This window comes from Vibrio sp. QJM3NY_27, assembly GCF_057785955.1.
The window spans coordinates 376,276-402,485 of record NZ_CM173512.1 but is presented as its reverse complement, the minus strand read 5'-3'; the positions used below and the strand labels follow the sequence as shown (position 1 = coordinate 402,485).

Below are 26,210 nucleotides of genomic sequence, written 5' to 3'. Positions count from 1 at the left end.
TACAGGTTCGTTCTAAAAGAATGAGAATGAATCATGGGTACAAAGAATAACTAACAACGCAGTCGGCTCTAATAAAAACAAAAAACAAAAAACAAAAAGCAAAACCAAAACGCCCAATTCAATTGAGTTGGGCGTTTTTATGTTTGAATTGGTCTAGCTTTTCGAAAAGAAGATCTCGGGCTTGTGGACAGGGCCATAGTTGCCTTCTAGCTGAGTGAGCTCTAAACCTTGCTTTCCGATCAGAGTACCGACCAACTGGCGGTTAAACGGGTAGCTGTCGGGGTTGTTAATATACTCTTCAACATCAATCCATTTAGCTTCTGCAATTTCATCAGTGTCTTGAATCGCGATATCTTGAGTTTGAGCGATAAGGTGACAAATAAAGTAGAGGTTTGATTTACCGAATTGATACGGGTGTCTTGTCGCCATGCCAACCACCGAAACGAACGTTGCCTCGATACCGGTTTCTTCCAATGTTTCCCGAACCACAGACTCTTCTATGCCTTCACCCAATTCAATATGACCACCCGGTAATTTGTAACCTGTCATACCGTGCTCTTTGATCATCAGCACTTGGTTATGTTCGTTGGTGATCAACGCGCCAGCGCCCAAGGTGTGGGTCGGAATGAAAGGCACAAATTCTACCATCTCGGATTTATGAATCAGTGTAATCTCGTCTTCTAAGCAGTTGTGAAACACGAAGCCTAGCTCAGTCGCTACCGGAATAAGGTGCGAGACTGAAATAGGCAAACTAATCCAAATGATACCTTTGTTATTTTGCTTTGAAAATTCGGTGATCTCGCTAAGTTCGGCATTGAATGAGTCAGCATCGTGAGGGGCTGTTGCTGGGTCGATGATGATGCCGTTAAATTTGTCGAGCGTAAATTCCACGGGTGATCCTTTATTATTTTTGATTTATAGGGAGTCGAGCATAGGTGGAGCTTATAACATCTTAAGGGCTTATAAAACCTGCTCTGCTTGTAGCATTTTTAAGAGCACGGCAGTGATGGGTAAAAAGTGGGGGAGAGTGCATAGCGGGCGGGTTGAAACGACAATTGCGCTAGAAACAAAAACTGCGCTTGGAAGCCAAAGCGCAGTTTTAAAATTGGGTCTATTTGGATTCGACGCTAACGAATATAGTTTGCATCAACACTTACGTACCAGTGCTGAAGCTTGCCGTCAGATTTTTTGATCCACAAATCGTTGGTGTAGCTCTCTATTTTACCGTTAACCGTTAAACTGAACGTGTTCTCGTCGAATTCGCCAAGCTTCACGAACTGGTCTGTGGTAACTAGGAACGGGTCCATGTCGTCCACGCCAACCACATCTGAAATCACATAGTAGTGGTAGGTCAGCGGCTTGCTCGCATCATTTGGGTTGCTGCGGTACGCCACAAGCTTGAATGGTTCCGTTAATGGAACATCAAGCGTTTGCTTGTCCATGGTCGCTGGAATCGGGATAAACAGCCAAGCGGTAAACAGACCGCTCAATAAAACCATCAGGAAGAAAAGAGTCTTAATTGCTTTCATAGCAACCTTCAAAATAGGTGATGTTGAAGACGCTATGGTAACAGGTTTGATTTGCTGATTGTAAGAGTATGAATAAGTGAAGGCGACACCTGTCTGTTAGGAAGTTTGAATGAATTGACACACTGTTAATAAGTCACTATCTACACTAGTGTGAGTGACCTTGAGATAGGTTGATCATCACAACACCTGCCGCCACAAATAACATACCAACCCACACCATAGTATCGAGGTGCTGGCGGTAAACAAACGTAGAAATCAAGCTCACGGTTACGATAGCCAAGCCCGCCCACAAAGAGTGAACCACACCTACAGGCATCCCTTTCATTGCTTGGCTCAAAAATAGAAATGCCGCCAAGTGTCCTGAAATCACCAATAGAGCAGGGATGGGTTTAGACAAACTGAAACCGTCGGTTGCTTTAAGTGCTACGTGAGAAAGTGCTTCCGCCATCACGCCCATCATTAAGAAAAACCAGCTCATAGTCGTACCTTTTAGTTGTATTGTTTTTGTTGGTATAGCGGAGTGTTTGAAAGAGTGAATCTTTGTTGCTGCTATTGAATAACAACGAGCTGCCCAAACAGCAGGTACAAAAAAGCCCACACCTCACGCTTTTGCAAGGTGTGGGCTAATTCGGTGTGACTACTTGTTTAGGTAAGCAGCATGGAACTCAATATGTTCATCAATAAAGCTAGAGATGAAGTAGTAGCTGTGGTCGTAACCTGGCTGCATACGTAGCTCTAAATCGGCATTGGTTACCTTAGCCGCTTCGACTAATTGCTCAGGCTTAAGCTGCTCAATCAGGAAGTTATCGGCTTCACCTTGGTCAACCAACATTGGCAGCTTAGTGCCTTTGGTTTTTAGAAGCTCAGAGGCATCGTATTGCTTCCATTCTTCAATATCTAAGCCTAGATATTGGTTGAATGCTTTTTGTCCCCAAGGGCATTGCATTGGGTTGGTGATTGGGCTGAATGCGGAGATAGAACGGTAGCTATCTTCGTTTTTGATACCAATCGTTAGGGCACCGTGTCCGCCCATGCTGTGACCAGAAATCGATTTCACCGAAGTCACAGGGAAGAAAGATTCAATCAAGGCTGGAAGCTCTGTTACCACGTAGTCGTACATGTGGTAATGGCTGTCCCATGGTGCTTGAGTGGCATTCACGTAGAAGCCTGCGCCTTGGCCGAGATCGTAGCTTTCATTGTCGGCAACGCCTTCACCGCGCGGACTAGTGTCCGGTGCAACAATAGCAATGCCTTGCTCAGCCGCAGCTTTGAATGCGCCGGCTTTTTGCATGAAGTTTTCATCGGTACAGGTTAAGCCTGATAACCAATACAAAACAGGAACTGGGTTTTCTTTGCTTGCGTTAGGTGGCAAGAAAATCGCAAAACGCATGTTGCAGTCAAGCGTTGCAGAAAAGTGGGTGTATTGTTTGTGCCAACCACCAGCAACCTTTGCTTGGCTAATGTTTTCGATTGTCATCTATTGTGCTCCGTTAGGTTGATGGTTTGTATATCACTTAAAGTTTCACCACCCACCGGGCAGGAGGTGGTGAAGACAGTTTGTTGCTTTTCATTTATAACTTTGGCCTCGATGCTCGAAAGAATCGAGGCCAAGAGGTGTTATACCAATCACAGTAAGTAGATGGTCATAAATAGCGTAGGAAAAAGGCTTGAGAACAAGGCAGAAATTTTCGATAAGTAGTTATTCTACAATCAAAATTTCTAACGCCGTTATCGAGTGTTTTAACAAGCTAGAATGACCAGTTATTTACTACGATTGGTATTATTTATCCATGTGTAGAACAGTACGGATAGATTCACCTTTGTGCATTAGGTCGAATGCTTCGTTTACGTCTTGCAGACCCATAGTGTGAGTGATGAACTCTTGAAGACCAAACTCACCCGCCATGTAACGGTTAACGATTTCTGGAAGCTCAGAGCGGCCTTTAACACCACCGAAAGCAGAACCACGCCATACACGACCAGTCACTAGTTGGAATGGACGAGTTGCGATCTCTTGACCTGCACCCGCAACACCAATGATGACTGATTCGCCCCAACCTTTGTGACAGCACTCAAGTGCTTGACGCATAACGTTTACGTTGCCGATACACTCGAAAGAGTACTCAACGCCGCCGTCTGTCATATCAACAATCACTTCTTGGATTGGCTTGTCGAATTTCTGTGGGTTAATACAGTGAGTCGCACCAAGTTGTTTTGCTAGTTCGAATTTGCTCTCGTTGATGTCAACACCAATGATTATTTTCGCACCAGCCATACGAGCGCCGATGATTGCAGAAAGACCGATACCGCCAAGGCCGAATACAGCAACGTTGTCGCCTTTTTCAACTTTAGCTGTGTTCAATACAGCGCCCATACCCGTTGTTACACCACAACCTAGAAGACAAACTTCTTCAAGTGGTGCTTCTTTGCTTACTTTCGCTAGAGAGATTTCTGGAAGTACTGTGTACTCAGAGAAAGTAGAGCAACCCATGTAATGGAAAATTGTTTCGCCGTTAATAGAGAAGCGGCTTGTACCGTCTGGCATTAGGCCTTTACCTTGCGTTTCACGAACCGCTTGGCATAGGTTAGTTTTACCTGATTTACAGAACTTACATTCGCCACATTCAGCTGTGTAAAGTGGGATAACGTGGTCACCAATCTCAACACTTGTCACGCCTTCGCCGATCATCTCAACGATACCGCCACCTTCGTGACCAAGAATTGAAGGGAAGATACCTTCTGGATCGTCACCTGATAATGTGAATGCGTCAGTGTGACAAACACCAGTAGCAACGATGCGAACTAGAACCTCACCCGCTTTAGGAAGTTGTACATCAACTTCTTCCATTTTTAGTGGCTCGCCAGCTGCCCATGCAACCATTGCTTTTGATTTGATATGAGTTTGACCAGGTTTAATTTCGATTGTCATTGGATGCTTCCTATATATGTCAGTACAGCGGATAACTGTGCAATTAGCTTTAACCCGTTAAGAGTAGTTGAGCTTAATTGTTTCCGCTCTCTCGTTTTGTTGGAGCTAGTATAGGTGTGAGTGCGAGTTTTGATAATCCCCTTAAATAGAAAATGATTATTACGTATTTGTAATAATTCGCGTGTTCAGAGGAGTTCGGAGAGGGGGAGTTACTCAGAAAATGTAAGAACATTCTGGGTAGCTTTCTATGGAAGGCACTAATTGGAAACAAATGGGGAGTAAGTTAATAGCCTATGTGACTTGGTATGGTGGTCATCAATTTGTTTTCGAAGTTTGTGGGTCACTAGGATCTCTAACTCATTTCTGCCCCATTGTAATCTAGACCTTTTACTCATTCACAATCTGTTCATGAGCTTTTCCCCTACGAAAGGTTATCTGAAGCAATGTGTTGTCAAAGTTATATGCAAAGGCTATTTACCCCGTCATATCTGTTGGTATTGTTGAAGGTTAAAAAGAAAGAAGGCATTATTGGCCCATAAAATACGGACAGTCGACATATAGAAAGCGTTATGAGCTTCCAAGAATAGAAGGAAAATATGGCAGTTTTAGAAATTCTGACTGCACCAGATCCAAGGCTTAAGGTCAAAGCGGAAAAGGTGCAAGATCTCTCCACGGTACAAACATTAATAGACGACATGTTGGAAACGTTATATGCGACTGACAATGGTATTGGTTTGGCTTCAACTCAAGTTGGTCGTAAAGAGGCCGTTGTTATTATTGACCTTTCCGAAAGTCGAGATGAACCATTAGTTTTGGTTAACCCTGAAGTGGTTAGCGGCTCGGATAAAACATTGGGTCAAGAGGGTTGTTTATCAGTTCCTGACTATTATGCCGACGTAGAGCGTTTTACTTCAGTTGTTGTGTCTGCTTTAGATCGCGAAGGTAAACCAATGACCATCGAAAGTGATGAGTTTCTAGCTATCGTAATGCAGCACGAAATAGATCATTTGTCGGGTAACTTGTTTATTGACTATCTTTCACCACTTAAGCGTCAAATGGCTATGAAAAAGGTTAAAAAGTACGTTAAAGCGCACTCTTAACTTCCGCCTATCAATATAGGTAATTACATCCTGTTGGCTGCGTGAGTAGCCAATGCTTTTCGAACAACAAAGTTATCTGCTTCGCTTTGTCATTTCGGTCATTAAACATTGCTTACGACAAACACATATAGAAGATCTCTTATTGTGGTCTCTCCGCAGCCAACCACTATTGGCTAGGCCATTAGACATTTATCGGTACGACAGAATCGCTTGGTGATCACACGAGCTAGCCATCGTGACTAACTCAGAGCTGCCCCAAAGTGAGCCAGAAAGGGATTGAACTCAGTTTGAAACCCTGTAACTTGACTTACTTTTCCTCATGCCTAGATCTCCAACAATGTAGCTAAATGTTCTAATCCACAACAGACTAACCTTCAATAACACTCACGCACGAACATATTGTTCAACTATTTCTAAGCTATTGAATAATTGAGAACTAAAGGGAAGTTTTGATTGATAACATGCCTTGAATTGGAAGCAATATGTGCTTGCACGGTTTTCAACTAGAAATTAGATTCAAACTAATTATATGCATAATTTTCAGTTGGTTAGATAGGGTTCTTGAGATATGCTGAATACATAAATTCGTGCTGGCACGATATTAAAATGTTATAAAAATCAATGAAATTTGAGTAAAAATGAAGTTAATACATATAAATCCAAATGTTAAGTATAATGAATCTTTCCTTGAAGATACATACAGAATGGCAACTTACACCTCTTTAAATCTTGGAGGTAAAACTGAATTATTTATATTAAAAATGCACCTTTGTATTGAAGAAATGTTTGAAAAAATAATTAAGACATCATTTCCTTATCCAAACTCAATTTTAAAAAGTGAATTGTCATTTTCACAGAAGCATGGAATCATTAAAGCTATATTATATCGTGATGACATAGCGCTAATGTTTAGAGATATTGATCTTCTAAATAAAATTAGAAATGAGTTGGCTCATAATTTAGAAAGTCAGAAATATGCTCAGAGGTTAGCTGAATTAGATGCCAATTTAGAAATCAGCTCGGGATTTGAATTAACACCAGAGTCATTGAATCTTTTTCAGAAACGGTATCAATGTTTATATGGATCTCTTTTAGACATATATCGTCAAATCTAAACGCGCTTTAAGGATTTTTATAACAAATGCATCAACACGATTTCGTACCTCTCTCCCTAGACGAGGTATGGATAGAACTCGGCGGTGTTTAATGCTGTTGGCTTGGAAGTCAAAATGCCATTTGGCCTGTACTGCAATTAGGCCATTCCACCACATCAAGATTTCAGCGAGCAACGCAATAAGAAGCAGGATATCTAATCGCTTAGTACAGCGAGTTCTGTTGTGACGAAGTGCGATCCCATAGGCAGAACTCTTTAGATCGCGGAATGCCTCTTCTATCTGCATACGCTTGGCGTACAGATTGGTAATTTGTACTTCATTTAAGATATGTCGAGGGACATTAGTCGCGAGTAGCCACGGCTCCTTTGCACTGCGTTGATAGAGATGTGTAGCGGAGTGTTTTTGGCTGGTTCGGCTATGGCGCTGGGCTTTTCTGCCTTTTTCTAATCCCTTATAAACATAGGCTTCACAAGATATCGGTGATCTCTTTGCTAGTAAGCAGTGGCCAAGATATTTGGGTTTATGGACAGCGGTTGGATAAAAGGTTTTATTTGAGACCCAAGGTTTATGAGGTTGTTTGATTGATACTTCACCTCGGACACGACCTAACCAAAACCAGCCTTTCTTTTGAACTTGTCGGAACCAAGTATTTCGAAAACCCGCATCAGAAACGATGATTGGACTGGTTTTACTGGGTAAAATACTCTGCAATTTATCGAGGAATGTTTGGTGACTTTTCGGTGAATTATATTGGCCATACTCAAAAACTTGTTCAAAGATTGTGATGGCTCGACCATCAAGTGCAACGGATGCTCTTAACGTCATATAACGAAGTTGTTCACGAACATCAGACCAATCCACAAGGATCACAGGGCATGAGTTGGCGCCCGTTATTAAGTAGGCATGCCATTTATAAATAAGGTCTTTTTCACGATGTAGTTGGCGATTTCCAAGCAGTCTATCAACGCGTTTGATTGCATGTTTTACCGTGGTATTAGTTTCCAGTTTCCGACCTAGTTTAGTCAGCGTTAAATCTGAGCCGTCAAGTACACTTTTTGTAGCAAGTATCAGAGAACTAACGCGTTTTTTGTGAATGGAGGGGCATTGGTTTTGTATGGTTTGTTGTAGAATCTGAATGTCGTGCATTGTTAACCCACTTGTTCGAAATGTGTGTTCAGCGATAGTCATTAGATCAAAGACGGCGATGCACGTCTACCTCATTGTTTTTACGCCTGATTATGAGGGGATTCGCAAGATGCAGGCGTTATGCGAAATGGAGGTGTTATGTTTACCAATTGGCTTAAAAAATATTTTTCGATAGAAAAAAGAATTGAATGTCATCCAAAATTTAGAGACGCCTTTAAGATCGTAGGGTATGTTTTAGCTGGTGACAAAACAACAATGGTAGAAGGTATTCAAGCTCAATATTCAAAAGCCGTCTTAATATTGTGTGTTCGTGATGCTCAAGAGTACTATCAAGTTTGGGAGTCGGAAGAATATCGATACCATGAAGATGCATTGAATGTATTAAAAGCTGAATGCGGTCGTATTTCTGAGTTTATCTACAAACGAATTGAAATTTGTGATTTTTCGTCTAAAACAGGAAATAATGAAACTATTGATATATATAATGAAAATAACCGACAGTATATTTTAGAATCAACAAATCTGTGAGATATCGCATAACAAAAGCATCAACACGATTTAGTTTATTACCATAACAGCCGTTGTGCGTAGGTGGTCGATTTACCATAACGGCACTTAATACGCACCTAACATAAACCAATACTTTTGCTAGTGCGATGTTACTCATCGCACTAGCTCTTCACAAGTAAATTTGCCATACCTGTAGTTATTGATGATTTTCTAATTTAGCAAAAGCACTGGCAAGGTTATGTCCAAAAATGAGTTAGTAATCTTTAAACAACCCCCTCACACCCCAACACAGTCACAAACGCATCCAAATATTGTTCAATAGTCAGATCCGCAGAAACGGGCGGTAGTTCTACGGTAATGCACGGTAGGCTTCTTTCTTGGCACCAAGTGCCGAATGAGCCTGGGGTTTCGTAATCGACGTCTTCGACGAGTGGTAGGTTGAACTGCTTGCCTAGCCAAGTGGCGAGTTCTGATTGGATTGGGGCGTCGACCATGGCGAGTGGTTCGTGGAAAGATATGACGAATTTGGGTTGGCGTAGTTCAATGAGGTTGATGAGCGACTGCACTTCCGGTTCAAGTTGGTTGGCTTGTCCCGTTTTCACTTTTACATCTCTGGCTGGGGTGTGAGAACTCCAGCGATAGACGGTGCCGTTTTCTGTCCAGTTTTGAGTTGGAAAGGCGCGGTTGAGATCGACTTGGTTAGCGTTGGCGCGAGTGCCTAACTGATTGCCGTCTGGGTTCATCGATAAGATCACATCGTGTCGCAAGTTGGCGGCAGGTAAGCTTCTTAGCGCGCAAGATAAACCCGCGATAGAAGCAGTTTCATCGCCGTGTGTGCCTGCTAAGATCAGCCCGCGAGATTCGCTTTCGATTTGCGCGGGGAAATAGAGCAAAGGCGCACCCAACCCCGATTTTCCATATGACAGCGGCTTTATCGAAAACGCAGCTCTTTCCGTTCTTGGAATTAAACTCACCTTAATCTCCTGATTGATCAAGTACTATCAAAGTGTCACTACTATTTAGATGACCTCTATTAAATAAACCATAGCGTCAAAACTCGTCAACCGTCGCATTGTTAATTTTATTACTTTGCTTCAAAGATAGGCTAGGAGAGCAAAAAAACATGGATTTTAAGAAACATTCAACGGCTTTACTCATTTCATCTTTATTGACCCCTTTTATATCAGTGACTGCCGTTGCTGAAACCTTACCTGCCGGAACTTCTCTGGCGAAAGAGCAACATTTGGTGCGAGCCAATGATGCAGAAGCTGCGACACTCGATCCGGCAAAGGCAGAAGGCTTGCCTGAAATGCACATTCTACGTGACCTGTTTGAAGGTTTAGTGATTCAAGATCGCGATGGCAATATCACCCCAGGTGTTGCGGAATCTTGGGAAACCGAAGACAACCAGACGTTTGTATTCCACTTGCGTAAAGACGCGCAATGGTCGAATGGCGATCCGGTGACGGCCGATGATTTCGTGTATGCGATAAGACGCGCGGTCGACCCGAAACTCGCTTCGCCAAATGTGTGGTATCTCAAGCTAACTCAAATCAAAAATATCGCTGATGTGGCAGAAGGTAAGAAGCCTGTTGAAGAGCTCGGTATCTCGGCCGTTGATACGCATACGGTGAAGTTCGAGCTTGATAGTAAAGTGCCATATTTTGTGGCGATGACAGGTCACACTTCAATGATGCCCATTCACAAGACAACGCTAGAAAACAGCGACAAGCCGTGGAGCGATCCTAAGCAGTTTGTGGGGAATGGCGCTTTTGTTTTAGACGAGTGGGTGGTTAACGAACGGATTGAACTGAAGAAGAATCCTAACTATTGGGACAGTTCAGATACGAACCTAACTCAAGTGACATACATTCCGTTTGAGAACCAAAATTCCTCGATTAACCGTTATGCGGTGGGCGAGGTTGATATCACGTCTGATGTGCCGACACACATGGCGCAGCAGCTGAAAACAAAGTATCAAGACGCTTATACCGCCGTCCCTCTACTGTGTACTTATTACTACGCATTCAATACCACACGACCTCCGTTTGATGACGCGAGAGTGCGTCAAGCAGTGTCTTACTCAATGATGCGTGATGTGATTACCAATGGCGTCACTCAGGTGGGTAACTTGCCGGCTTATACCTTTGCCCATGAATACACAGCAGGTTTTGATGCGACTCAGCCTGAATACAGCTCATGGACACAAAAAGAGCGGGACCAAAAGGCGAAAGAGCTGTTGAAAGAAGCGGGGTACGATGCCGCTAATCCACTAGATTTCAAATTGCTCTACAACACCAGTGAATCGAATAAGTCGATTGCGGTGGCGATTGCATCCATGCTGAAAAGTAATCTAGGCGCGCAAGTTGAGTTGGAAAACCAAGAGTGGAAGTCTTACCTAGTATCACGTCGCCAAGGTGATTTTGATGTGATGCGAGCATCTTGGTGTGGTGATTACAATGAAGCGTCGACCTTCTTAAGCCTTCTGCGTTCTGAATCTTCAGGTAACTTTGCTCGTTACAACAATGACAAGTACGATTCAGCAATGGATAGCGCATTGGCTGCAACTAACGAGCAAGAACGCCAAGGTTTCTATGATCAAGCGGAGCAGTTACTGGCTGAAGATATGCCGATCGCGCCAATCTACTACTACATGCAAGCACGCCTAGTGCGACCAAGTGTCGGTGGGTTTGCTAAGAACAACGTTGAAGGGCGCATCTATTCTAAGGATCTTTATATCAAAGAATAGATAGATTAACTGTGAGATCTGATATGGCGGTTTGAAGACATGACGGATCTAAGAAATAGCGCATAAAGATCAAAAAAAGAAGAAGAGGGACGTTGAACATAAATATATGATTAACGTCCCTTTATTATACCTCTGTTTTAGATAAGGCTATTTATAGGCAATTTTAGCTGCCTATAAATGAACGTTGAGGCTCGAAGTCGATACTAACGATTATTATTTTTGAATTCGTTACGGAGAGCCACTCTAAAGCTATTGATATTTATAATATTTGAGGTTTTCTGCAAAAATCACCCTCTATTTGTTGAGTTCTAAATATCTATTTTTCTATTTAGTCTATTTGTATTTAAGTTGATATCGATCAATTGAAAAAGCCTAATTCATTCCTACGCTTAATTATATAAATAGAGCAATGGGATTTAGGAAGGTAATAATGAAGTACTCAATGATGACGCTATCAGCCGTGGCTGTACTTATGATCATTCCAGCCAGTGCTGTTCAAGCAAAAGATAAGATACTAGAGAGCAGTAAGCTTGCCTCAAATATAGTTATCGATGGCAGCGTTGATGCCGTTTGGGATCAAGCTAAACCGCTGACTCAGAAGGTGAATAAATTACCGTATAAGCCAAATAATGGCTATGAGGGTATTAAAAAAACCAGCGTGGAAATGAAATCAATGTATGACGATGAATACATTTATTTCTTGTTTAGTTATGCCGATCCGACCAAAAGTATTGACCGCTTTCCTTGGATTAAGCAAGAGGATGGTTCATGGAAACAGTTAAAAAATAAAGATGACACCGGACATGACAATACCTACTACGAAGACAAATTTGCGGTCTATTGGAATATCAATGCTGAAGGCTTTTCTGATAAGGGGTGTAATGCTGCGTGTCACAGAGCTAAAAAGGGAAAAAACGCAGGGCGTGATGACAAGAACCCTGCACGGAAATACACCAATCGTGAAGGTGAGTTTATTGATATGTGGCACTGGAAAGGTGTGAGAACTGCGGTTCATAACCAGCTCGATGACCAATACGTCGATAGCAATACTGATCCAGAACAAAACAAAGGTTGGGGACGTAAAGGTGACAGCAAAACAGGTGGTGGGTACGTTAATAACGTAAAAGACGGCCAGCCAGCCTATGTATCAGATAACTTGACTAATGAAACGTTACTGATTTTAGACTCAGGGAAGAAACCATTTACACCTGACTACAATCAGTTGGAACGAATCCCAGGTTTAACGGGTAAGCCATTTACCGGTTCTCGTGGTGATATCGAAGTCGGTGCCGTTTGGAGAGAGGGTATTTGGACTCTTGAAATGAAGCGTAAGCTTGTCACTACTGGTGAAAATTCAGAAACGCAAGATGTGCAATTTAATGATTTGAGCCAATTATATCCATTTGGTGTTGCGGTTTTTGATAACTCTCAAATTAATCACATATACCATCGTGGTGTGTTAAATCTTGAGTTTAAATAAGTATAACACTCGTCACTAACTGAAATGATTTGTGTCGAAATAATCGGCTCAAATCATTTCTTCACAGAAGAGTACTATTATGGTCAAAACAGTTACTCAATATGTTTCTTATTTATTTGTGTTGACCACGTTGAGTATATTCTTTATTCCGTTATCGCTCTCATCTGAGTCAACAGTTCAGGATTCCGCTGTCCATAATGTAAAACCGTTTTCTAGCCAAATTACCAATGAAGCGGGAATGCATACTTTAATAAAGGAAAATAAGCGTTGTATACGGTGCCATCAAAAAAAGCGTCTGCTTAAAAATATTGATGCCATCGCTTCTGTAGGCGCACATGCCAGTACCGAGTTTTACAACAACTGCACGGCTTGTCATGGCAGAAAAGGTTCTCACCCCAAAGATTCTGATCTAGTGAGTGTGATTCCATTCGATGATCATGTCGACTTACCAATTTTCGAACAAAACCAAAAGTGTATCGCCTGTCATTCTCCAGAAAGCTTGAGGGCCAGTGAGTGGACCCACGATGTACACGCCACCAAATTAACATGTTCCAACTGCCACAATTTACATCGAGATTCAGACCCGATTATCGGTATCAGTAAGAAGTTCCGTATTGGGCTATGTGCAACCTGCCATGAAGCTATTCTGCGTGAGAAAGCGCTTAAGTCGCATCGGTAAGAAGGAGCCAGTTTTATGAGTACGACTAAATATTTAATTGGTGTGTTACTTGCTGGAGTATGCGTTCTGGTGGTCGCTGAAGATTTACCTAATCCAGATGAGCATAATCTAGCGAATATTCACCTAAAGGATGAAACATGTGCGGGGCAGTGCCATCTAGACGAAGAGCCTTCTGACGATCTTGAGTTTGAATATAACAGCTGCGTGGAGTGTCATGATGATTTTGGTCACCTCGAAGGGCGCCAGCATAATCTAAAGCACAAAGAGAGCGAGGAGATGGAGTGCGTCGAGTGTCATCTTCCTCATGAAGAATTTGATCCTAAGGATAGCTGTATAGATTGCCACGATGAAGAAGACGAGGAATTATCAGACTTTTATTCAGTTAGGCTAGAGCGCTATTTAAATACGTCTAGCCTTAATTTCTAGAAACTCACCATATTAAAAGAGTAGAGCCGCGCACACTTACTTTAGATTTGGTGGGTTTACTCCTTCAACGTCTTTAAGCGGTGCGTGCTTCGCAAATATCTGCATTTTCTAGAGCTGCGTTATTCCAAAGATCGCTACATCAAAGAATAGATAAGTCTGATGCGATCTTGGATCTATCGCTCAATGGAGCCATGTTACCCCCCTCTACGCGCTCTTGTTGCGTTCTAAGCTGTTGCTCGTATTGGTTCCATTGGCGCGGCTGCCCGAGAGCTTTGTGTCACTCAAGCTGCGGTTAGTCAGCTGCTCAAAAGTTTAGAAACCTTCTTCGCCTGCCACCCTTCTATAAAAAATACTCTTTTATCAGGCTCGATATTTAGCTGGTGGACTGGCCATCAACCACCCCTTGTCAGAATGTTGATATCGAACTGACTAACGGCAAGGTCGAAAGCGAAGACATTCATTGCGAGCGACTGTTTCAAGAACATTGGCAGTTGGTGTGCAGCCCTTTCAGAGAAATTACGCTCAGCAATTCAGAAGATCAAACTTGAGCAACAACCAACTCTAACAATTACGTCTAGTTTTGGTATTAGCTTGCTATCAGAAAATGAAAAGTGGAAAGACTGTGTCGATCGCGCTGATAGGGCGCTTTATCAAGCAAAGCTTAAAGGACGAAATACAGTTGTGATTGAAGAGTCATATGGCAGTTACTCGACATCAACAAAAGCGATTGGCAGCTCTTAGTTTGGCTAAGAGCTAATATTCTCACAAATTGTTCTTGCCATGTTTTAGCCTTAAAAGGTTTTCGTCGCGCAGAGTGATGACGAAAATCGGTAAACAAAAGTTAAAAATAAAAACGCGAGCGGTAGATTGCGATTTATGTTGGTGCTACGTTATGAGCAATTTATAACATATAAGTCATGACACATTAGACTGAGAGATAGCAGCTAACGATGAACAAGACAAAAAGATATCCGGCCAACATAGTATTCAGTTACTTAATACTGTCATCTTTATGGGTTTTATTTTCTGATCTCGCGGTCGAATCACTATCAAATGACTTGCGAGAACACGCCTTAGCACAGACAGTCAAAGGCCTGGTATTTATCATTCTAACGTCTGCTTTGTTATGGGTAATGGTTCGGAAAAATAATCGAGATTTAGAGAGCGCTAACGATCTTGATAGTGTCACTGGGCTTCATAGCCCATCCGTTTTTTATCGATATTTAAACAAAAGGCTAAAAAAATCCCAGGCCAGTGACCATTATGTCCTCTTCTTACTCGATATTGATAACTTCAAATCTGTAGCTGATCAGATTGGGTTCGAAAATACGAATTTATTTTTAAAAGACATCGCCCGATCGATTGAACTTCCTATTGAGCATCAACCACTTTCTTCACGGGTACATTCCGATGGTTTCGCATGTTTAGTCAAACTCGATGATAAGGAAGATATTGAATCCTACATTGCTCTCGTACATCGTAGATTTAACCAATGTGCTTATCGTTATGATATCAACGCCACTTGTTGTATTGGCGCTGCTCTATTCCCCTCTGATGGAAATAATGCCAAGCAACTTATGGCATCAGCAATCCACGCCTTAACTGAAGCAAAGAAAAGCAAGAATACGATTGAGTTTCATGACCCAAAGCTCACTGAGCTTGAACGTCAACGTCAAGAGATGGTGCAAGAATTACGTAAAGCGATTGATGACAAAGCGATTGATATTGTGTTTCAGCCTAAATACAACATTGAAAGTAAATTTGTCGCTGGCGTGGAAGTGTTGTCTCGTTGGACGCATGAGCGCTATGGTGTCGTTTCACCGGATATCTTTGTCGCGCTAGCAGAAGAAAATCATTTTTGTCGTGATTTGACTACGTTAGTTCTAGAGAAGACTGCGTCACAACTTAGGGCTAATGGCTTGCTAGGAAATGAGCTTAAAAGTGTCTCGGTCAATATTTCAGCGGTAGAGCTAAATAGCGTTGATGACATGAACCATCTGGATGAATATCTACGAAAGGATCCCGAGTTTGCTCGCTTACTTTGTCTTGAAATCACTGAAACCGCTATTTTGAAAGATATAGATCAGTGTGCAATCGCTGTTCAGACGTTAAAAAAACAAGGGGTGTCCTTTTCGATAGATGACTTTGGTGTTGGTTACACTTCTTTTGGTATATTTAGTAAATTAGATGTAGATGAAATCAAAGTCGACCGCAGTTACATCAATGGGTTAGAAGATGATTATCGTTCTAGAGCCATAACGTCTGGTATCATTGATATAGCGCGAGGGTTTGGCATTAATGTCGTGGCTGAAGGGGTTGAAAATGCTCAACAACTGTCAATTTTGAAAACGTTGAATTGCGAACAAGCCCAAGGTTATTATCTGGGCTACCCGATGACCTCCAAACAGTTAAAAGTAAGTCTCACCCCTGAAAAAGAACCATGTTCAACAACATAACGTAATATTTTTTCATCTAAGCGACAGGGATACAGATGACTTGTATCGAGAAGGATACTGTTAGCCTAACTATAAAAAATCCCCATTCGTTGATAAACGAATGGGGATTTTAGTTACTAGGGGGTAGTTACTTTATCAATAGTGAGCATTCACTAATTTATTGATTCTTTTAGATAGCTTTTGGCTTTAGATAACCTTTGGCTTTAAATAGCGACCATAGTCGCGGCTTTCTTCATCGCTTCCTTAGTCGAGCATTCAATCACGTTCGCGTTAGCAAAGCGGTGTGCGTCTTTCACTTGAATATCGTGAGCCAAGATAACCAGCCTTGCGTTAGCCACATCTAGGTCGCTGATGCGGTTCTGAATACCGTTTTGACCTTGTGTTTCTACCTTAATCTTAAGGCCTGCTGCTAAACCTGCTTTCTCTAATGCTTTTGCTGCCATGAAGGTGTGTGCAACACCAGAAGGACAACATGTTACTGCTACGATGTCGTACTCGCCTTCGCCTGCTACTGGAGCCGCTTGAGCTTGTACTGGCGCTTCAGCCATGTCTTCATCGGTTTCAACAGCCACTGGTTTCCAGAAGCCAACGATAACGGCTGTGGTTAGTGAGCCAAGCGCAATACCGACCACGTACATTGGAATGTTGCTTGATACTGGCGCAGTGATTAGGCCGCCCCATGGTGCGTGCAGTAGAACGTCTGTCATGAAGCCGAACACACAGCCCACGATACCACCGGCAACGATTGAAGGAAGTACGCGCATTGGGTCATTCGCTGCGAATGGGATAGCACCCTCAGAGATACCGATAGAACCCATGATTGCTGCTGCTTTACCTGCTTCTTGCTCTTGTTTAGAGAACTTGTTTTTGAATAGGAAAGTCGCCAGTGCCATACCTAGAGGTGGCGTACAAATCGCGATGCCTACGCCGCCCATTAGCCACGGTTGTGTGTCTACTTGAGTTTGAGCAAATAGGGTCGCTACTTTGTTGATAGGGCCGCCCATATCAAACGCAGTCATACCGCCAAGGATTGTGCCTAGAACCATCTTAGATGCGCCAGCCATTGAAGCTAAGAACTCGTTCATAGAAGACATGAACAGTTTGATTGGCTCACCGATGCCCCACAATACGATACCTGCAGAGATTAAAGTGCCTAGAAGCGGGTAGATGAAGTACGCACCCAGCGCTGTCATGTTCGCAGAAAGTGGGATCTTCTTAAGCTGGAAGACGACGCCACCGGCGATAAAGCCTGCCACGATACAGCCAAGGAAGCCGCCGCCCATGTCAGCCATGATGCCAGAAGAAATCATAGCAGGAGCTAGCGCTGGTTTGTCTGCAATGGAGTAACCAATAAAGCCGCCAAGAATGATTGGGAAAAGAACAAGGCCTTTGATACCGATATTAGAGATGTCTGCCAGCAAGCCGTCGGCAGGTACTGCGCCTTTACCCGATGCCATTACCGCTAAAGCCAACAGAACACCACCGGCTACGATGAAAGGTAGCATGTGTGATGTACCAAAAAGCAGGTGACCTTTCATGGTACTAAGGATTTTTTTATAGTCGCTACTACTATTCTTATTATTAGAATTGCTACTGGTATTCGTAGCTTGATTTGCTAGGGTGCTCATAATTTTCTACGCCTTATGAATTAATTAAAATATTAAGGATTTGCTGTTCGTCTTTTGTGTTATGGATATTTTGAATAAATTCATCGCTGAATTTTCCAAATAATTCTTGTAGTACATAAATATGATGGTCAGCACCGTTATCTGGTGATGCAATCATAAAAAATACGGTTGGGTTAATGCCGTCTTCATCGCCATACTCAATGCCTTCACGCTTAACACCGACAGCAATTGCGGGTTCAGTGACTGCCTTGCTTTTTGCGTGTGGGTAAGCAATGCCGTCCATTGAGGTAATGCTTTGAGATTCACGAATTTCGATGTCTTCCAAGAAGGCTTCTTTACTGCTGATTCGCTTGTTCTCAAATAACATGCCTGCCAATTCTTCAAACAGTTCTTTTTTATTTTTCGCTTGAAGGTTGCTATTAATTAAGTTGACGTTAGTTAGCTGTGTGATCATTTATTAACTCATTCACTATTGAAGTTCTTGAATTAAAATTAATGGATTAACCCGATTCGCGAAATAGCAAATAAAAGCCCTTCACTGCATATTTGTACCAAGCAAAATTAAGTGTGATTTGCATCATTAATGCAGTGTGATACGGGTCATACTTAATGGCGTTTTGATTATGTTTTGATACGCCAATAGGCTTCGTAAAAACAAAAATGCCCCGCAAAAGCAGGGCATGATCAGTGTGAGTTTATTTAGATTTTCTCAGTGCTGACTAACTGTAAGCGCGTGCAACACGCCCAACACAATCCAGTTTGTAACTCTCAGCATAAGCGGGAATGAAAACCGATTGGCCTTTCTCTATCACACAGGTTTCACCGCATTGATGGGTGAGCACCATGGATTCATCGAGCGGCAGCAAGATCTCTGCGCCCTCAGTAGTGATCTCTCTCTTATGAGAATTCTGGACGATAGAGAACTTAAAATCCTCGACGGGAATTTGGTATTCCATTACATCACCTTGCTCAACTGGGCTTAGCAGTAACCTATCCGCGGGCTTTTCATTGAATTGAGTACAAGAGACTAGTTCATTGATATCCATGTACTTAGGTGTCAACCCGGCACGAAGCACATTATCGGAATTCGCCATGATCTCTAATCCAGTCCCTTTGATGTAAGCGTGGGGCGTTTCGGCATCCAAATACATGGCTTGCCCTGGCTTTAGGGTGATCACATTCAATAGCAGCGGGGCAAACAAACCGACATCACCTGGGTATTGCTCTTCCAACTCTGAGATCAACTGGAATACACGGTCATCAGAAAGCTTGGCCCTCATGATCAACATGGTGAGTGCCATTTCTTTTTGTTCGCCTTCCAAAGATAACAGGCTTGCGAAAAAGCACGCTAATCCATTCGGTGTTTGATCGCCCGCTAAATCGTTGATCATCGAATGCAGCTCTGGAATATCGAGGTAGTGGAAATGTTCAAGGATCTCGTCGATCGACCTAAAACCATTCATCGCCGTGTAGTCGGTTAGGGCATACACCAGTTCTGGCTTGTGATTGGCATCTTTGTAGTTACGGTTGCCCGCCGTCATTGGAATGCCTTGCTGCTCTTCGAGTGCATACCCAGATTCCGCTTGTTGCTTATTCGGGTGTACTTGAACTGAGAGCGCTTTCTCTGCTGCTAATACCTTAAACAGATACGGCAGCTCACCAAAACGACTCGCCACTTTCTCGCTTAGAAACAGGTTGAGGTTCTTGGAAATAAGGCTCGACAACGTGGTTTGCTGACCATTGTCAGTGACCATCGAACAACCATTGGGGTGGGCGCCCATCCAGATCTCCGCTTGCGGCTCACCAGATTGGTTATCAATACCAAACAGTTGGCTAAACGAAGAAGGGCTACCCCATGCGTAGTTCTGAATCACGTTGGTCATAGGGTAGAAAAAGCGTTGTACGAACGAGTCGTTCGCTAAAGAAAAATCAGACATCGAAATCACCATGAAGGGAAACATGGCTTGAGCTGTAATCGACTGACTCGTTAGTAAAAAACTAGTTACTAAAACTATTAGTTATCAAAAACAGAGAGTCGAAGGGCTCAAGCCATTGGAGTTGAAATGGCTTAAGCCGCTGCTGTCGTTAGCTTGGCTTTGCGTAGATTTTTAAGCGCGATACATGTAACCGCAGTTACGCCCGCACCTGAAGCCATACACAGAAGTGCCAGCATTGGGTAGTTCATTGCACCGAGTAGAGCCACAACTGGACCACCGTGGGCAACGCTGTTGGTGATACCAAATGAGAACGCCATAACCGCTGCAGTCATTGAACCCAGTACGTTGGCAGGGATAACTGACATCGGATCTTGAGCCGCGAAAGGAATCGCACCTTCAGAGATACCCACTAAGCCCATCGCGCCTGCAGCCTTACCCGCTTCAATTTCAGAAGATTCGAATAGGTCGAACTTACGGCCAAGTCTGGTTGCGATAGCCATACCCAGTGGAGCAACAGGAATTGCACACGCCATTGCACCCATGAATTGAGTTTGACCGCTCGCAATCATGCCGACCGAGAATAGGAACGCCACCTTGTTGAATGGGCCGCCCATATCGAAACCAGCCATACCACCAAGGACAATGCCTAGCAGAACCACGTTGCCTGTGCTCATGCTCGTTAGCAGTGCAGTCAGTGCATCCATCAGCCCAGCGATAGGTGCGCCAATCACAAAAATGAACAGACCCGCGATGAACAGAGAACCAGTGATCGGAGCGATCATGATAGGCACAAGTGGTTGAACGAATTTGTGGTAGTTAAATGAGGTAATCCATTTAACGAAGTAACCGACTAACAAGCCTGCGATGATCGCGCCAATGAAGCCTGTACCCGCATCAGCGCCGTAGAAAGAACCGTTGTTCGCAATCCAACCGCCAATCAAGCCAGGGGTTAGGGCAGGGCGGTCAGCAATCGCGTAAGCAATGTAGCCAGCCAAGATTGGGATCATTAGGGTGAAAGCAACCACGCCCACTTCTAGAATTTGGTTCCACATGCTGCCCGCAGGAATCGCCATGCCGGATTCACTTGGCTCGCCGCCAATGGCCAGTGCAAGTGCGATCAATAGGCCGCCAGTGACTACGAATGGGATCATGTGTGATACGCCATTCATCAAGTAACGGTAAAGGTCTGAACGCGCTTGTGAGGCTTTTTCTACAACAGATTGGTTGGTCGGCGTTTGGTCTGCTTGATAACTTGGTGCGTTGAGCGCTTGCTTAATCAAACCTTGTGCGTCTTTGATTGGTGCTTTTACGTTGGTGCTGAGGACGCGTTTTCCCGCAAAGCGCGCCATGTCGACCTGCTTGTCACAAGCCACGACAATCGCGTCAGCACGTTCGATCTCTTCTTGAGTTGGGCTGTTTTTAACACCAATAGAACCGTTGGTTTCGACCTTGATGTCGTAACCAAGTGCCGCCGCGCCTTTCTCAAGTGCTTCTGCTGCTAAATAAGTGTGTGCAACGCCAGCTGGGCAGCCTGTCACACCAATGATGAAGCCTTGCTTCTCAACGTTGGTTTCGATTGTTGATGGTTCAGGTTTAGTAAGCAGTAGTTCCAACGCCGCTTGTTCTGATTCGGCATTCATGAAGCTTTCGATAAAGCCTTCTTCAATCAGTTTTGAAGAAAGCTCTGCTAGAACTTCGATGTGATGGTTATCGCCGCCATCAGGAGAGGCAATCATAAAAAAGAGTTTGGATGGCTGACCGTCATCTGCGCCGTAGTCGATGCCCTGCTTGTGGACGCCGATCACAACCGCGGGTTTGATTACCGCGCTACTTTTCGCGTGTGGAAGGGCGATACCTTCTTCAAAGCCAGTATTACCTTGTGCTTCACGCGCCTTAATATCGGCAAGAAATTGTGTTTTATCTGAAATTCGACCCTGTGCATAAAGCACGTCTATTAGCTCTTTAAATACGTCTTCTTTTGAATTAGCGCTAAGCGAAAGCTTAATCAAATCTTGATTGATCAATGTCGTGATCATAATGAACCCCTAATACGTTTTTATTTTGTAATGGGTATTCTGGAATTGATCACTCACCTTCTGTAGTGCAGAAAAAATGCATTTACTGGATGATTGTTGCGTTCTAAAAAGAGTGTGATTTTGATCGGTATAACCGTCGATTTTAGGCCTATCTTGACAGCGTTGATAATGCAACGAGGCTTTTATTTATAAAGGTTGTGGCGTAGTGGTCTATTTTAAAAATGACGTTCTATATCAGTTTTCAGACTGGATATTTATTTCTATGACTGGATTTTTGTAACCTGGATCTCAAATTGTGATTTTGCTCAATAGCGCTATGTTTCACTAAGGGGTATATCTATTCTCGTAGCCTTATTGCTGCCCATCAGAGTACGAATAATGATATTTCATGACTTAATCTCCTCGGTGTTAAATGAGAGAGAACCGTTTCATAACATCTGGTTTGCTGGAGATTTTCATACGCCTTCAGCTTTTAGTTATCAGGTGAACTTTCCGCGTTTAGAGTTGGTTCTTGACGGAGAGTATATTAATGAAATGGAAAGTCATGATCGCAAAATCACTAACGTTGTTGCCAAAGCCGGAGATGCGATTTTCATTCCGCCTAACTGCTGGAATAAGCCTAATTGGGATACCGATTGTTCTGTGTTGAGCATGTTGTTTGGGCGTCGTCAGCTTGGTTTAAGTTTGGTGAGTAAGCGCAAAGGGGAAGAGAGTTTCTATGATATTCAAAAGCACAGTATTCAGACTCGATCTGGGTTTGCGATTGATAACATTCTAGAGGCGCTCAGCTCACTAGCAAGAGAGAGCAACAAGCAGCCTATGGATGAGTTATTGCTACAGGCTCTTCTTCAATACAGTAAGTCGATGTTGGATGCGCCGGTCGAGAAGTCTCACAGCCGAGTGCAGGATGTATATCAGGGAATTTGTATCTACATTCAAGAGAACTTCCATCGCCAAATAACCCGAGACAGCATTGCCTCACGCTTTAGTATTTCATCCAATCACTTATCACGCATGTTCCGCCAGCAGGGCCATATGACGCTGGCAGAGTACATCACACGCGTGCGAGTCGACCGCGCCAAGTTCATGCTCAAAAAGTACAACTTCAAGCTCAATGAAGTGGCGGTGCGTTGTGGCTTCAAGGATGTGAATTACTTTTGTCGAGTGTTCAAAAACCGAACAGGAAGAACACCGACACAATATCGTGGGTCAATCTAGCGAACTGTTTGTATAGGTAATCAGATCTATCCCGTTAAGAAGTACTATATAAGACGTGACGAGATATACATCAGCAACGCCTGCAAATCGACACTGCTTCGAGTCATTTGTAAACGTTCATTGACCTGATCGTGGAGCAGGTTTCTGGTTAGATTGGTGGCCGCTACAATATGTTCTCTTTGTGGTTTGGTTGGCAGTACAAGTGCGATGGCAACGTGTACTTGGCCAATTTGAGACGCCCAATCAATCGCTTCGTCACTGACGATGACCGCGATGGAAAGATCTTTGGTCGATTCAAACATCACATGAGGTAATGCGATGCCCGGCGATACACACGTTGAAGAGCGTTCTTCTCGCTTAATGAAAGCCAGAATAAGCTCATCAGGATCGTCTGGGTGAACTAAGTGAGCGAGTCCTTTTAAGCATTCGAATTTGGTTAATTGAGTTTGTGCTTTGGCATGATGCCATTTGATCTCACAAGGTGGGCATATCTGCGGCATACGCTGAATTAAATCGTTAGAGAACTCATGGTTTACTTGCGATCCAACCATGGCGTAATGCTCGGCGATTATGTCTTTAAGAACAAAGCACGCCAGTTCCGCATCGATACCAACAGCGGTTATCTGACACAAATCACCACGAAGTAGACCGACTTGTAACATCGCGACAGATTTGGATAGATCGGCCGTTCGATTTTGAGTGATGTTGATAATACGGATGTTACTTTTGAACTTCTTCGCCAAACGGGTGAGAGGCTGCGCAACGTGAGAATTAGCCGCTGGGTCGTCTACGAAGAAGGTGATCTGATATTCATTCATACCGAGGATTAGCTGCGACAAGGCTTCGTATCACGACAAGGTTTTAGGTCACGACAATGCTTGATAAAGACCTTTTCGACGCTTAACAGTACTTCCTCCATTGAGATCAACACGGTTTTCGCAGGATCAAATCGGTTTGGTTGTTCAATGTCGATATCGGAGACGATCAGGATTTTATCAGCCTGCACGATATCGTGATCTGTCAGTAAGTTTTCAATACCCATCGCACCTTGCGTTTCAACCTTGATTGAAACGTTGAACTTAGGGGCGGTTTTAACTAATGCATCCGCTGCCATGTAGGTATGGGCAATGCCTGTAGGGCACGCAGTTACCGCTACAATTCTCATTATTATTCTCGGCTTGTGTGGATCAGATACTATTATCCGAATCTGTGGATTTTATGGATTGCCGTTTTTAATTCAAAGGTGGACGTCACACTCTGAGTTCTTGGTTACAATTATCCAGTTAATGCACTTTTCGTCCTATATATTGAGAAGCCTTGCGTCGTTAATCTTTTCATCTCATTAACTTCTTTAGCTCATTTACTTAAATCGGCACTCGTACGAGGCAGCATATGGATATCACTAACATTATCGAGCCAGAGATTATCTGCTTGGAATTACAGGCAGACTCGAAACAGGCGGTATTTGAAGAGCTTGTTGAACTGCTCGACCGTGCCGGTAAGCTCTCGAGTAAAAGTGATTTCCTTGATGATATCTGGAAGCGTGAAGCTATAGGTAATACTGGATTTGATGATGGTATTGCGATTCCACACGCGAAAAGTAAAGCCGTAGCTAAACCTGCTGTCGCCGTTGGTATCAGTCGTTCTGGAATCGATTATGGGGCCGACGGTGGTGAGTTGTCGGATGTGTTCTTCATGCTCGCTTCACCCGATAACAATGATGATCATCATATCGAGGTATTGGCTCAAATATCGACCAAACTGATTGAAGATGACTTTGTTACAAAATTAAAGGCGGTGGAGTCGGTAGAGGAAGCTTTAGAGTTGTTTCTCGAAGCCAATTCTGAATCGTTCGATAGTTACGCCTCAAACTATAATGAAGTTTACGTCGAGCCGCTCAGCCCTTGGGCTCAATCTCTCAATCGCCTTAAAGAACACTTGTTGTACGGCACTTCACACATGATTCCATTCGTGGTCGCGGGCGGTGTTCTGTTGTCTTTATCGGTGATGATGTCTGGTCACGGTGCCGTTCCAGAGAGCGGCGTTTTGGCTGACATTGCACAAATGGGTATTGCGGGCTTAACGCTTTTTACCGCCGTGCTCGGCGGTTACATCGCGTATTCAATGGCAGACAAACCGGGTTTAGCACCAGGCATGATTGGTTCTTGGGTGGCGGTTAATCAATACAACACTGGTTTCCTTGGTGCGATTGTGGTCGGCTTTTTCGCAGGCTTTGTGGTTAATCTACTTAAGAAGATCAAGCTGCCAGACAGCATGATCTCGCTGAGCTCTATCTTCATCTATCCGCTTGTCGGCACGTTTGTTACCTGTGGGGCTGTGATGTGGGTGATTGGTGCCCCCATTGCGCAGGTGATGCTTGAGATGAACCAAATGCTGACTGGCATGGCCGGCTCAGGAAAAGTGGTGCTGGGTAGCATTCTAGGTGCAATGACCGCGTTTGATATGGGCGGCCCAATCAACAAAGTAGCCACGCTGTTTGCACAAACTCAGGTGAATACTCAGCCATGGTTAATGGGGGGGGTTGGCATTGCCATTTGTACACCTCCATTAGGTATGGCGCTGGCGACTTTCTTATCGCCAAAGAAGTTTAAACGAGACGAACGCGAAGCAGGTAAAGCAGCAGGTATTATGGGAATGATTGGCATCAGTGAAGGTGCAATCCCATTTGCAGCGGCCGATCCTGCGCGTGTTCTGCCTGCGGTTGTGGCTGGTGGCATTGTCGGTAACGTGGTTGGTTTTATGTTCCATGTAGTAAACCATGCTCCTTGGGGGGGCTGGATTGTTTTGCCTGTGGTTGATGGCAAGATTGGCTACATTGTTGGGACGTTAGCGGGTGCACTGACGACGGCTGCGATCGTGATACTGCTTAAAAAGAATGTGGTTGAAGATGAGTCTCGCTCTAATCAATTTGCGGGTGGTTCGGTAACGGAAGAAGGGCAAGCTGATGTACTTGCTATTACTTCTTGCCCGTCAGGTGTCGCGCACACTTTTCTGGCGGCTAAGTCTTTGGAAAAGGCGGCGCATCATCTTGGGGTTCGGATAAAAGTCGAAACACAAGGTGCAAACGGGATAGGCAATCGCATTACACAAAAAGATATTGAAAAAGCTAGGCTAGTGATTTTTGCTCACGATGTGGCAATCAAAGAAGTCGAGCGCTTTGCGAACGTTAAAACCTTAGATGTCAGCACCAAAGAAGCGATGCTTAATGCACAGGCGTTAATCATGACGAAAGTATCAAAGTAATCGGCTCT

General features: G+C 43.6%; 23 protein-coding genes and 2 pseudogenes. 12 read left to right on the top strand and 13 right to left on the bottom strand.

Annotated features, from left to right (window positions below):
- Positions 1-153: 153 nt before the first annotated feature.
- The 5 genes from AC3CIA_RS17730 to AC3CIA_RS17710 all read right to left on the bottom strand — a co-directional run bounded on the left by AC3CIA_RS17730 (position 154) and on the right by AC3CIA_RS17710 (position 4,458).
- A complete protein-coding gene (locus AC3CIA_RS17730; protein WP_488519394.1) occupies positions 154-891 on the bottom strand; it encodes an NUDIX hydrolase in 738 nt (245 codons plus the stop codon).
- A 236-nt stretch (positions 892-1,127) separates the two neighbouring features.
- Positions 1,128-1,529: a hypothetical protein gene (locus AC3CIA_RS17725; RefSeq protein ID WP_012601127.1), complete on the bottom strand. Its 402-nt coding sequence runs from the start codon at positions 1,527-1,529 to the stop codon at positions 1,128-1,130.
- A 145-nt stretch (positions 1,530-1,674) separates the two neighbouring features.
- Positions 1,675-2,007 (bottom strand): DMT family transporter, encoded by a 333-nt coding sequence (locus AC3CIA_RS17720; RefSeq protein ID WP_012601126.1) that lies wholly within the window; start codon positions 2,005-2,007, stop codon positions 1,675-1,677.
- Between the two features lie 159 nt (positions 2,008-2,166).
- Complete coding sequence (gene fghA, locus AC3CIA_RS17715; RefSeq protein ID WP_102265547.1) at positions 2,167-3,006, bottom strand: S-formylglutathione hydrolase; 840 nt, start codon at positions 3,004-3,006, stop codon at positions 2,167-2,169.
- Between the two features lie 303 nt (positions 3,007-3,309).
- Entirely contained in the window at positions 3,310-4,458 is a 1,149-nt protein-coding gene (locus AC3CIA_RS17710; protein ID WP_488519393.1) for an S-(hydroxymethyl)glutathione dehydrogenase/class III alcohol dehydrogenase, read from the bottom strand.
- Between the two features lie 596 nt (positions 4,459-5,054).
- Between AC3CIA_RS17710 and def the strand changes: the two genes are divergently transcribed.
- Together def and AC3CIA_RS17700 are read left to right on the top strand one after the other, a co-directional pair.
- Positions 5,055-5,558: a peptide deformylase gene (gene def, locus AC3CIA_RS17705; RefSeq protein ID WP_016785410.1), complete on the top strand. Its 504-nt coding sequence runs from the start codon at positions 5,055-5,057 to the stop codon at positions 5,556-5,558.
- 638 nt (positions 5,559-6,196) lie between these two features.
- On the top strand, positions 6,197-6,673 hold the full coding sequence (locus tag AC3CIA_RS17700) for a hypothetical protein (RefSeq protein ID WP_488519392.1): 477 nt from the start codon (positions 6,197-6,199) through the stop codon (positions 6,671-6,673).
- On the opposite strand, the gene AC3CIA_RS17695 is transcribed toward AC3CIA_RS17700, so the two are convergent.
- The gene (locus AC3CIA_RS17695; RefSeq protein ID WP_488519391.1) at positions 6,650-7,819 is read right to left on the bottom strand and encodes an IS4 family transposase; all 1,170 of its coding nucleotides are present in this window, start codon (positions 7,817-7,819) and stop codon (positions 6,650-6,652) included. The genes AC3CIA_RS17700 and AC3CIA_RS17695 overlap by 24 nt on opposite strands.
- A gap of 138 nt (positions 7,820-7,957) precedes the next feature.
- Between AC3CIA_RS17695 and AC3CIA_RS17690 the strand changes: the two genes are divergently transcribed.
- Entirely contained in the window at positions 7,958-8,347 is a 390-nt protein-coding gene (locus tag AC3CIA_RS17690) for a hypothetical protein (RefSeq protein WP_488519390.1), read from the top strand.
- A 245-nt stretch (positions 8,348-8,592) separates the two neighbouring features.
- On the opposite strand, the gene mpaA is transcribed toward AC3CIA_RS17690, so the two are convergent.
- A complete protein-coding gene (gene mpaA / locus AC3CIA_RS17685; protein ID WP_488519634.1) occupies positions 8,593-9,294 on the bottom strand; it encodes a murein tripeptide amidase MpaA in 702 nt (233 codons plus the stop codon).
- A gap of 158 nt (positions 9,295-9,452) precedes the next feature.
- On the opposite strand from mpaA, the gene AC3CIA_RS17680 reads away from it, so the two are divergent.
- The 7 genes and pseudogenes from AC3CIA_RS17680 (at position 9,453) to AC3CIA_RS17650 (ending at position 16,119) form a co-directional block, all read left to right on the top strand.
- Positions 9,453-11,078: an ABC transporter substrate-binding protein gene (locus AC3CIA_RS17680; RefSeq protein ID WP_488519389.1), complete on the top strand. Its 1,626-nt coding sequence runs from the start codon at positions 9,453-9,455 to the stop codon at positions 11,076-11,078.
- A 430-nt stretch (positions 11,079-11,508) separates the two neighbouring features.
- Positions 11,509-12,558 carry an ethylbenzene dehydrogenase-related protein gene (locus tag AC3CIA_RS17675; protein ID WP_488519388.1) on the top strand — a complete coding sequence of 350 codons (1,050 nt, stop codon included), beginning with the start codon at positions 11,509-11,511 and terminating at the stop codon, positions 12,556-12,558.
- A gap of 238 nt (positions 12,559-12,796) precedes the next feature.
- Positions 12,797-13,237, top strand: a complete 441-nt coding sequence (locus AC3CIA_RS17670) for a cytochrome C (protein WP_488519387.1) — start codon at positions 12,797-12,799, stop codon at positions 13,235-13,237.
- 15 nt (positions 13,238-13,252) lie between these two features.
- Positions 13,253-13,663 carry a cytochrome c3 family protein gene (locus AC3CIA_RS17665; RefSeq protein ID WP_114635682.1) on the top strand — a complete coding sequence of 137 codons (411 nt, stop codon included), beginning with the start codon at positions 13,253-13,255 and terminating at the stop codon, positions 13,661-13,663.
- A gap of 240 nt (positions 13,664-13,903) precedes the next feature.
- Positions 13,904-14,169, top strand: a pseudogene (locus AC3CIA_RS17660) (LysR family transcriptional regulator); the annotation flags it as partial.
- A pseudogene (locus AC3CIA_RS17655) lies at positions 14,162-14,404 on the top strand (diguanylate cyclase domain-containing protein); the annotation flags it as partial. The pseudogenes AC3CIA_RS17660 and AC3CIA_RS17655, both read left to right, overlap by 8 nt.
- 209 nt (positions 14,405-14,613) lie before the next feature.
- On the top strand, positions 14,614-16,119 hold the full coding sequence (locus AC3CIA_RS17650) for a putative bifunctional diguanylate cyclase/phosphodiesterase (protein WP_488519386.1): 1,506 nt from the start codon (positions 14,614-14,616) through the stop codon (positions 16,117-16,119).
- Between the two features lie 203 nt (positions 16,120-16,322).
- On the opposite strand, the gene AC3CIA_RS17645 is transcribed toward AC3CIA_RS17650, so the two are convergent.
- The 4 genes from AC3CIA_RS17645 to AC3CIA_RS17630 form a co-directional block, all read right to left on the bottom strand.
- Positions 16,323-17,747 (bottom strand): PTS fructose transporter subunit IIBC, encoded by a 1,425-nt coding sequence (locus tag AC3CIA_RS17645; protein WP_065206331.1) that lies wholly within the window; start codon positions 17,745-17,747, stop codon positions 16,323-16,325.
- A 13-nt stretch (positions 17,748-17,760) separates the two neighbouring features.
- Complete coding sequence (locus tag AC3CIA_RS17640) at positions 17,761-18,201, bottom strand: PTS sugar transporter subunit IIA (protein WP_488519385.1); 441 nt, start codon at positions 18,199-18,201, stop codon at positions 17,761-17,763.
- Between the two features lie 265 nt (positions 18,202-18,466).
- On the bottom strand, positions 18,467-19,684 hold the full coding sequence (manA, locus tag AC3CIA_RS17635) for a mannose-6-phosphate isomerase, class I (RefSeq protein ID WP_488519384.1): 1,218 nt from the start codon (positions 19,682-19,684) through the stop codon (positions 18,467-18,469).
- Between the two features lie 131 nt (positions 19,685-19,815).
- Positions 19,816-21,720: a PTS fructose transporter subunit IIABC gene (locus AC3CIA_RS17630; RefSeq protein WP_488519383.1), complete on the bottom strand. Its 1,905-nt coding sequence runs from the start codon at positions 21,718-21,720 to the stop codon at positions 19,816-19,818.
- Positions 21,721-22,098: 378 nt separating this feature from the next.
- Here AC3CIA_RS17630 and AC3CIA_RS17625 point away from each other — a divergent pair, with 378 nt between their 5' ends.
- On the top strand, positions 22,099-22,938 hold the full coding sequence (locus AC3CIA_RS17625; protein WP_488519382.1) for a helix-turn-helix transcriptional regulator: 840 nt from the start codon (positions 22,099-22,101) through the stop codon (positions 22,936-22,938).
- Positions 22,939-22,982: 44 nt separating this feature from the next.
- Here the strand turns inward: AC3CIA_RS17625 and AC3CIA_RS17620 are convergent, their stop codons facing one another.
- Both AC3CIA_RS17620 and AC3CIA_RS17615 read right to left on the bottom strand, forming a co-directional pair.
- On the bottom strand, positions 22,983-23,756 hold the full coding sequence (locus AC3CIA_RS17620; RefSeq protein ID WP_488519381.1) for a PTS sugar transporter subunit IIA: 774 nt from the start codon (positions 23,754-23,756) through the stop codon (positions 22,983-22,985).
- Between the two features lie 8 nt (positions 23,757-23,764).
- The gene (locus AC3CIA_RS17615; protein ID WP_017074509.1) at positions 23,765-24,103 is read right to left on the bottom strand and encodes a PTS fructose transporter subunit IIB; all 339 of its coding nucleotides are present in this window, start codon (positions 24,101-24,103) and stop codon (positions 23,765-23,767) included.
- Between the two features lie 227 nt (positions 24,104-24,330).
- Between AC3CIA_RS17615 and AC3CIA_RS17610 the strand changes: the two genes are divergently transcribed.
- The gene (locus AC3CIA_RS17610) at positions 24,331-26,202 is read left to right on the top strand and encodes a fructose-specific PTS transporter subunit EIIC (protein ID WP_488519380.1); all 1,872 of its coding nucleotides are present in this window, start codon (positions 24,331-24,333) and stop codon (positions 26,200-26,202) included.
- Positions 26,203-26,210 lie beyond the last annotated feature (8 nt).

What these genes read in the sequence shown, in the direction of transcription:
- AC3CIA_RS17690 (WP_488519390.1), top strand. Translation starts at nt 7,958, where the DNA reads ATGTTTACCAATTGGCTTAAAAAATATTTTTCGATAGAAAAAAGAATT.
- AC3CIA_RS17650 (WP_488519386.1), top strand. Translation starts at nt 14,614, where the DNA reads ATGAACAAGACAAAAAGATATCCGGCCAACATAGTATTCAGTTACTTA.
- AC3CIA_RS17620 (WP_488519381.1), bottom strand. Translation starts at nt 23,756, where the DNA reads ATGAATGAATATCAGATCACCTTCTTCGTAGACGACCCAGCGGCTAAT.
- AC3CIA_RS17665 (WP_114635682.1), top strand. Translation starts at nt 13,253, where the DNA reads ATGAGTACGACTAAATATTTAATTGGTGTGTTACTTGCTGGAGTATGC.
- manA (WP_488519384.1), bottom strand. Translation starts at nt 19,684, where the DNA reads ATGTCTGATTTTTCTTTAGCGAACGACTCGTTCGTACAACGCTTTTTC.
- AC3CIA_RS17645 (WP_065206331.1), bottom strand. Translation starts at nt 17,747, where the DNA reads ATGAGCACCCTAGCAAATCAAGCTACGAATACCAGTAGCAATTCTAAT.
- AC3CIA_RS17630 (WP_488519383.1), bottom strand. Translation starts at nt 21,720, where the DNA reads ATGATCACGACATTGATCAATCAAGATTTGATTAAGCTTTCGCTTAGC.
- AC3CIA_RS17625 (WP_488519382.1), top strand. Translation starts at nt 22,099, where the DNA reads ATGATATTTCATGACTTAATCTCCTCGGTGTTAAATGAGAGAGAACCG.
- AC3CIA_RS17700 (WP_488519392.1), top strand. Translation starts at nt 6,197, where the DNA reads ATGAAGTTAATACATATAAATCCAAATGTTAAGTATAATGAATCTTTC.
- AC3CIA_RS17725 (WP_012601127.1), bottom strand. Translation starts at nt 1,529, where the DNA reads ATGAAAGCAATTAAGACTCTTTTCTTCCTGATGGTTTTATTGAGCGGT.
- fghA (WP_102265547.1), bottom strand. Translation starts at nt 3,006, where the DNA reads ATGACAATCGAAAACATTAGCCAAGCAAAGGTTGCTGGTGGTTGGCAC.
- AC3CIA_RS17720 (WP_012601126.1), bottom strand. Translation starts at nt 2,007, where the DNA reads ATGAGCTGGTTTTTCTTAATGATGGGCGTGATGGCGGAAGCACTTTCT.
- def (WP_016785410.1), top strand. Translation starts at nt 5,055, where the DNA reads ATGGCAGTTTTAGAAATTCTGACTGCACCAGATCCAAGGCTTAAGGTC.
- AC3CIA_RS17680 (WP_488519389.1), top strand. Translation starts at nt 9,453, where the DNA reads ATGGATTTTAAGAAACATTCAACGGCTTTACTCATTTCATCTTTATTG.
- AC3CIA_RS17610 (WP_488519380.1), top strand. Translation starts at nt 24,331, where the DNA reads ATGGATATCACTAACATTATCGAGCCAGAGATTATCTGCTTGGAATTA.
- AC3CIA_RS17695 (WP_488519391.1), bottom strand. Translation starts at nt 7,819, where the DNA reads ATGCACGACATTCAGATTCTACAACAAACCATACAAAACCAATGCCCC.
- AC3CIA_RS17710 (WP_488519393.1), bottom strand. Translation starts at nt 4,458, where the DNA reads ATGACAATCGAAATTAAACCTGGTCAAACTCATATCAAATCAAAAGCA.
- AC3CIA_RS17675 (WP_488519388.1), top strand. Translation starts at nt 11,509, where the DNA reads ATGAAGTACTCAATGATGACGCTATCAGCCGTGGCTGTACTTATGATC.
- AC3CIA_RS17670 (WP_488519387.1), top strand. Translation starts at nt 12,797, where the DNA reads ATGCATACTTTAATAAAGGAAAATAAGCGTTGTATACGGTGCCATCAA.
- AC3CIA_RS17640 (WP_488519385.1), bottom strand. Translation starts at nt 18,201, where the DNA reads ATGATCACACAGCTAACTAACGTCAACTTAATTAATAGCAACCTTCAA.
- AC3CIA_RS17615 (WP_017074509.1), bottom strand. Translation starts at nt 24,103, where the DNA reads ATGAGAATTGTAGCGGTAACTGCGTGCCCTACAGGCATTGCCCATACC.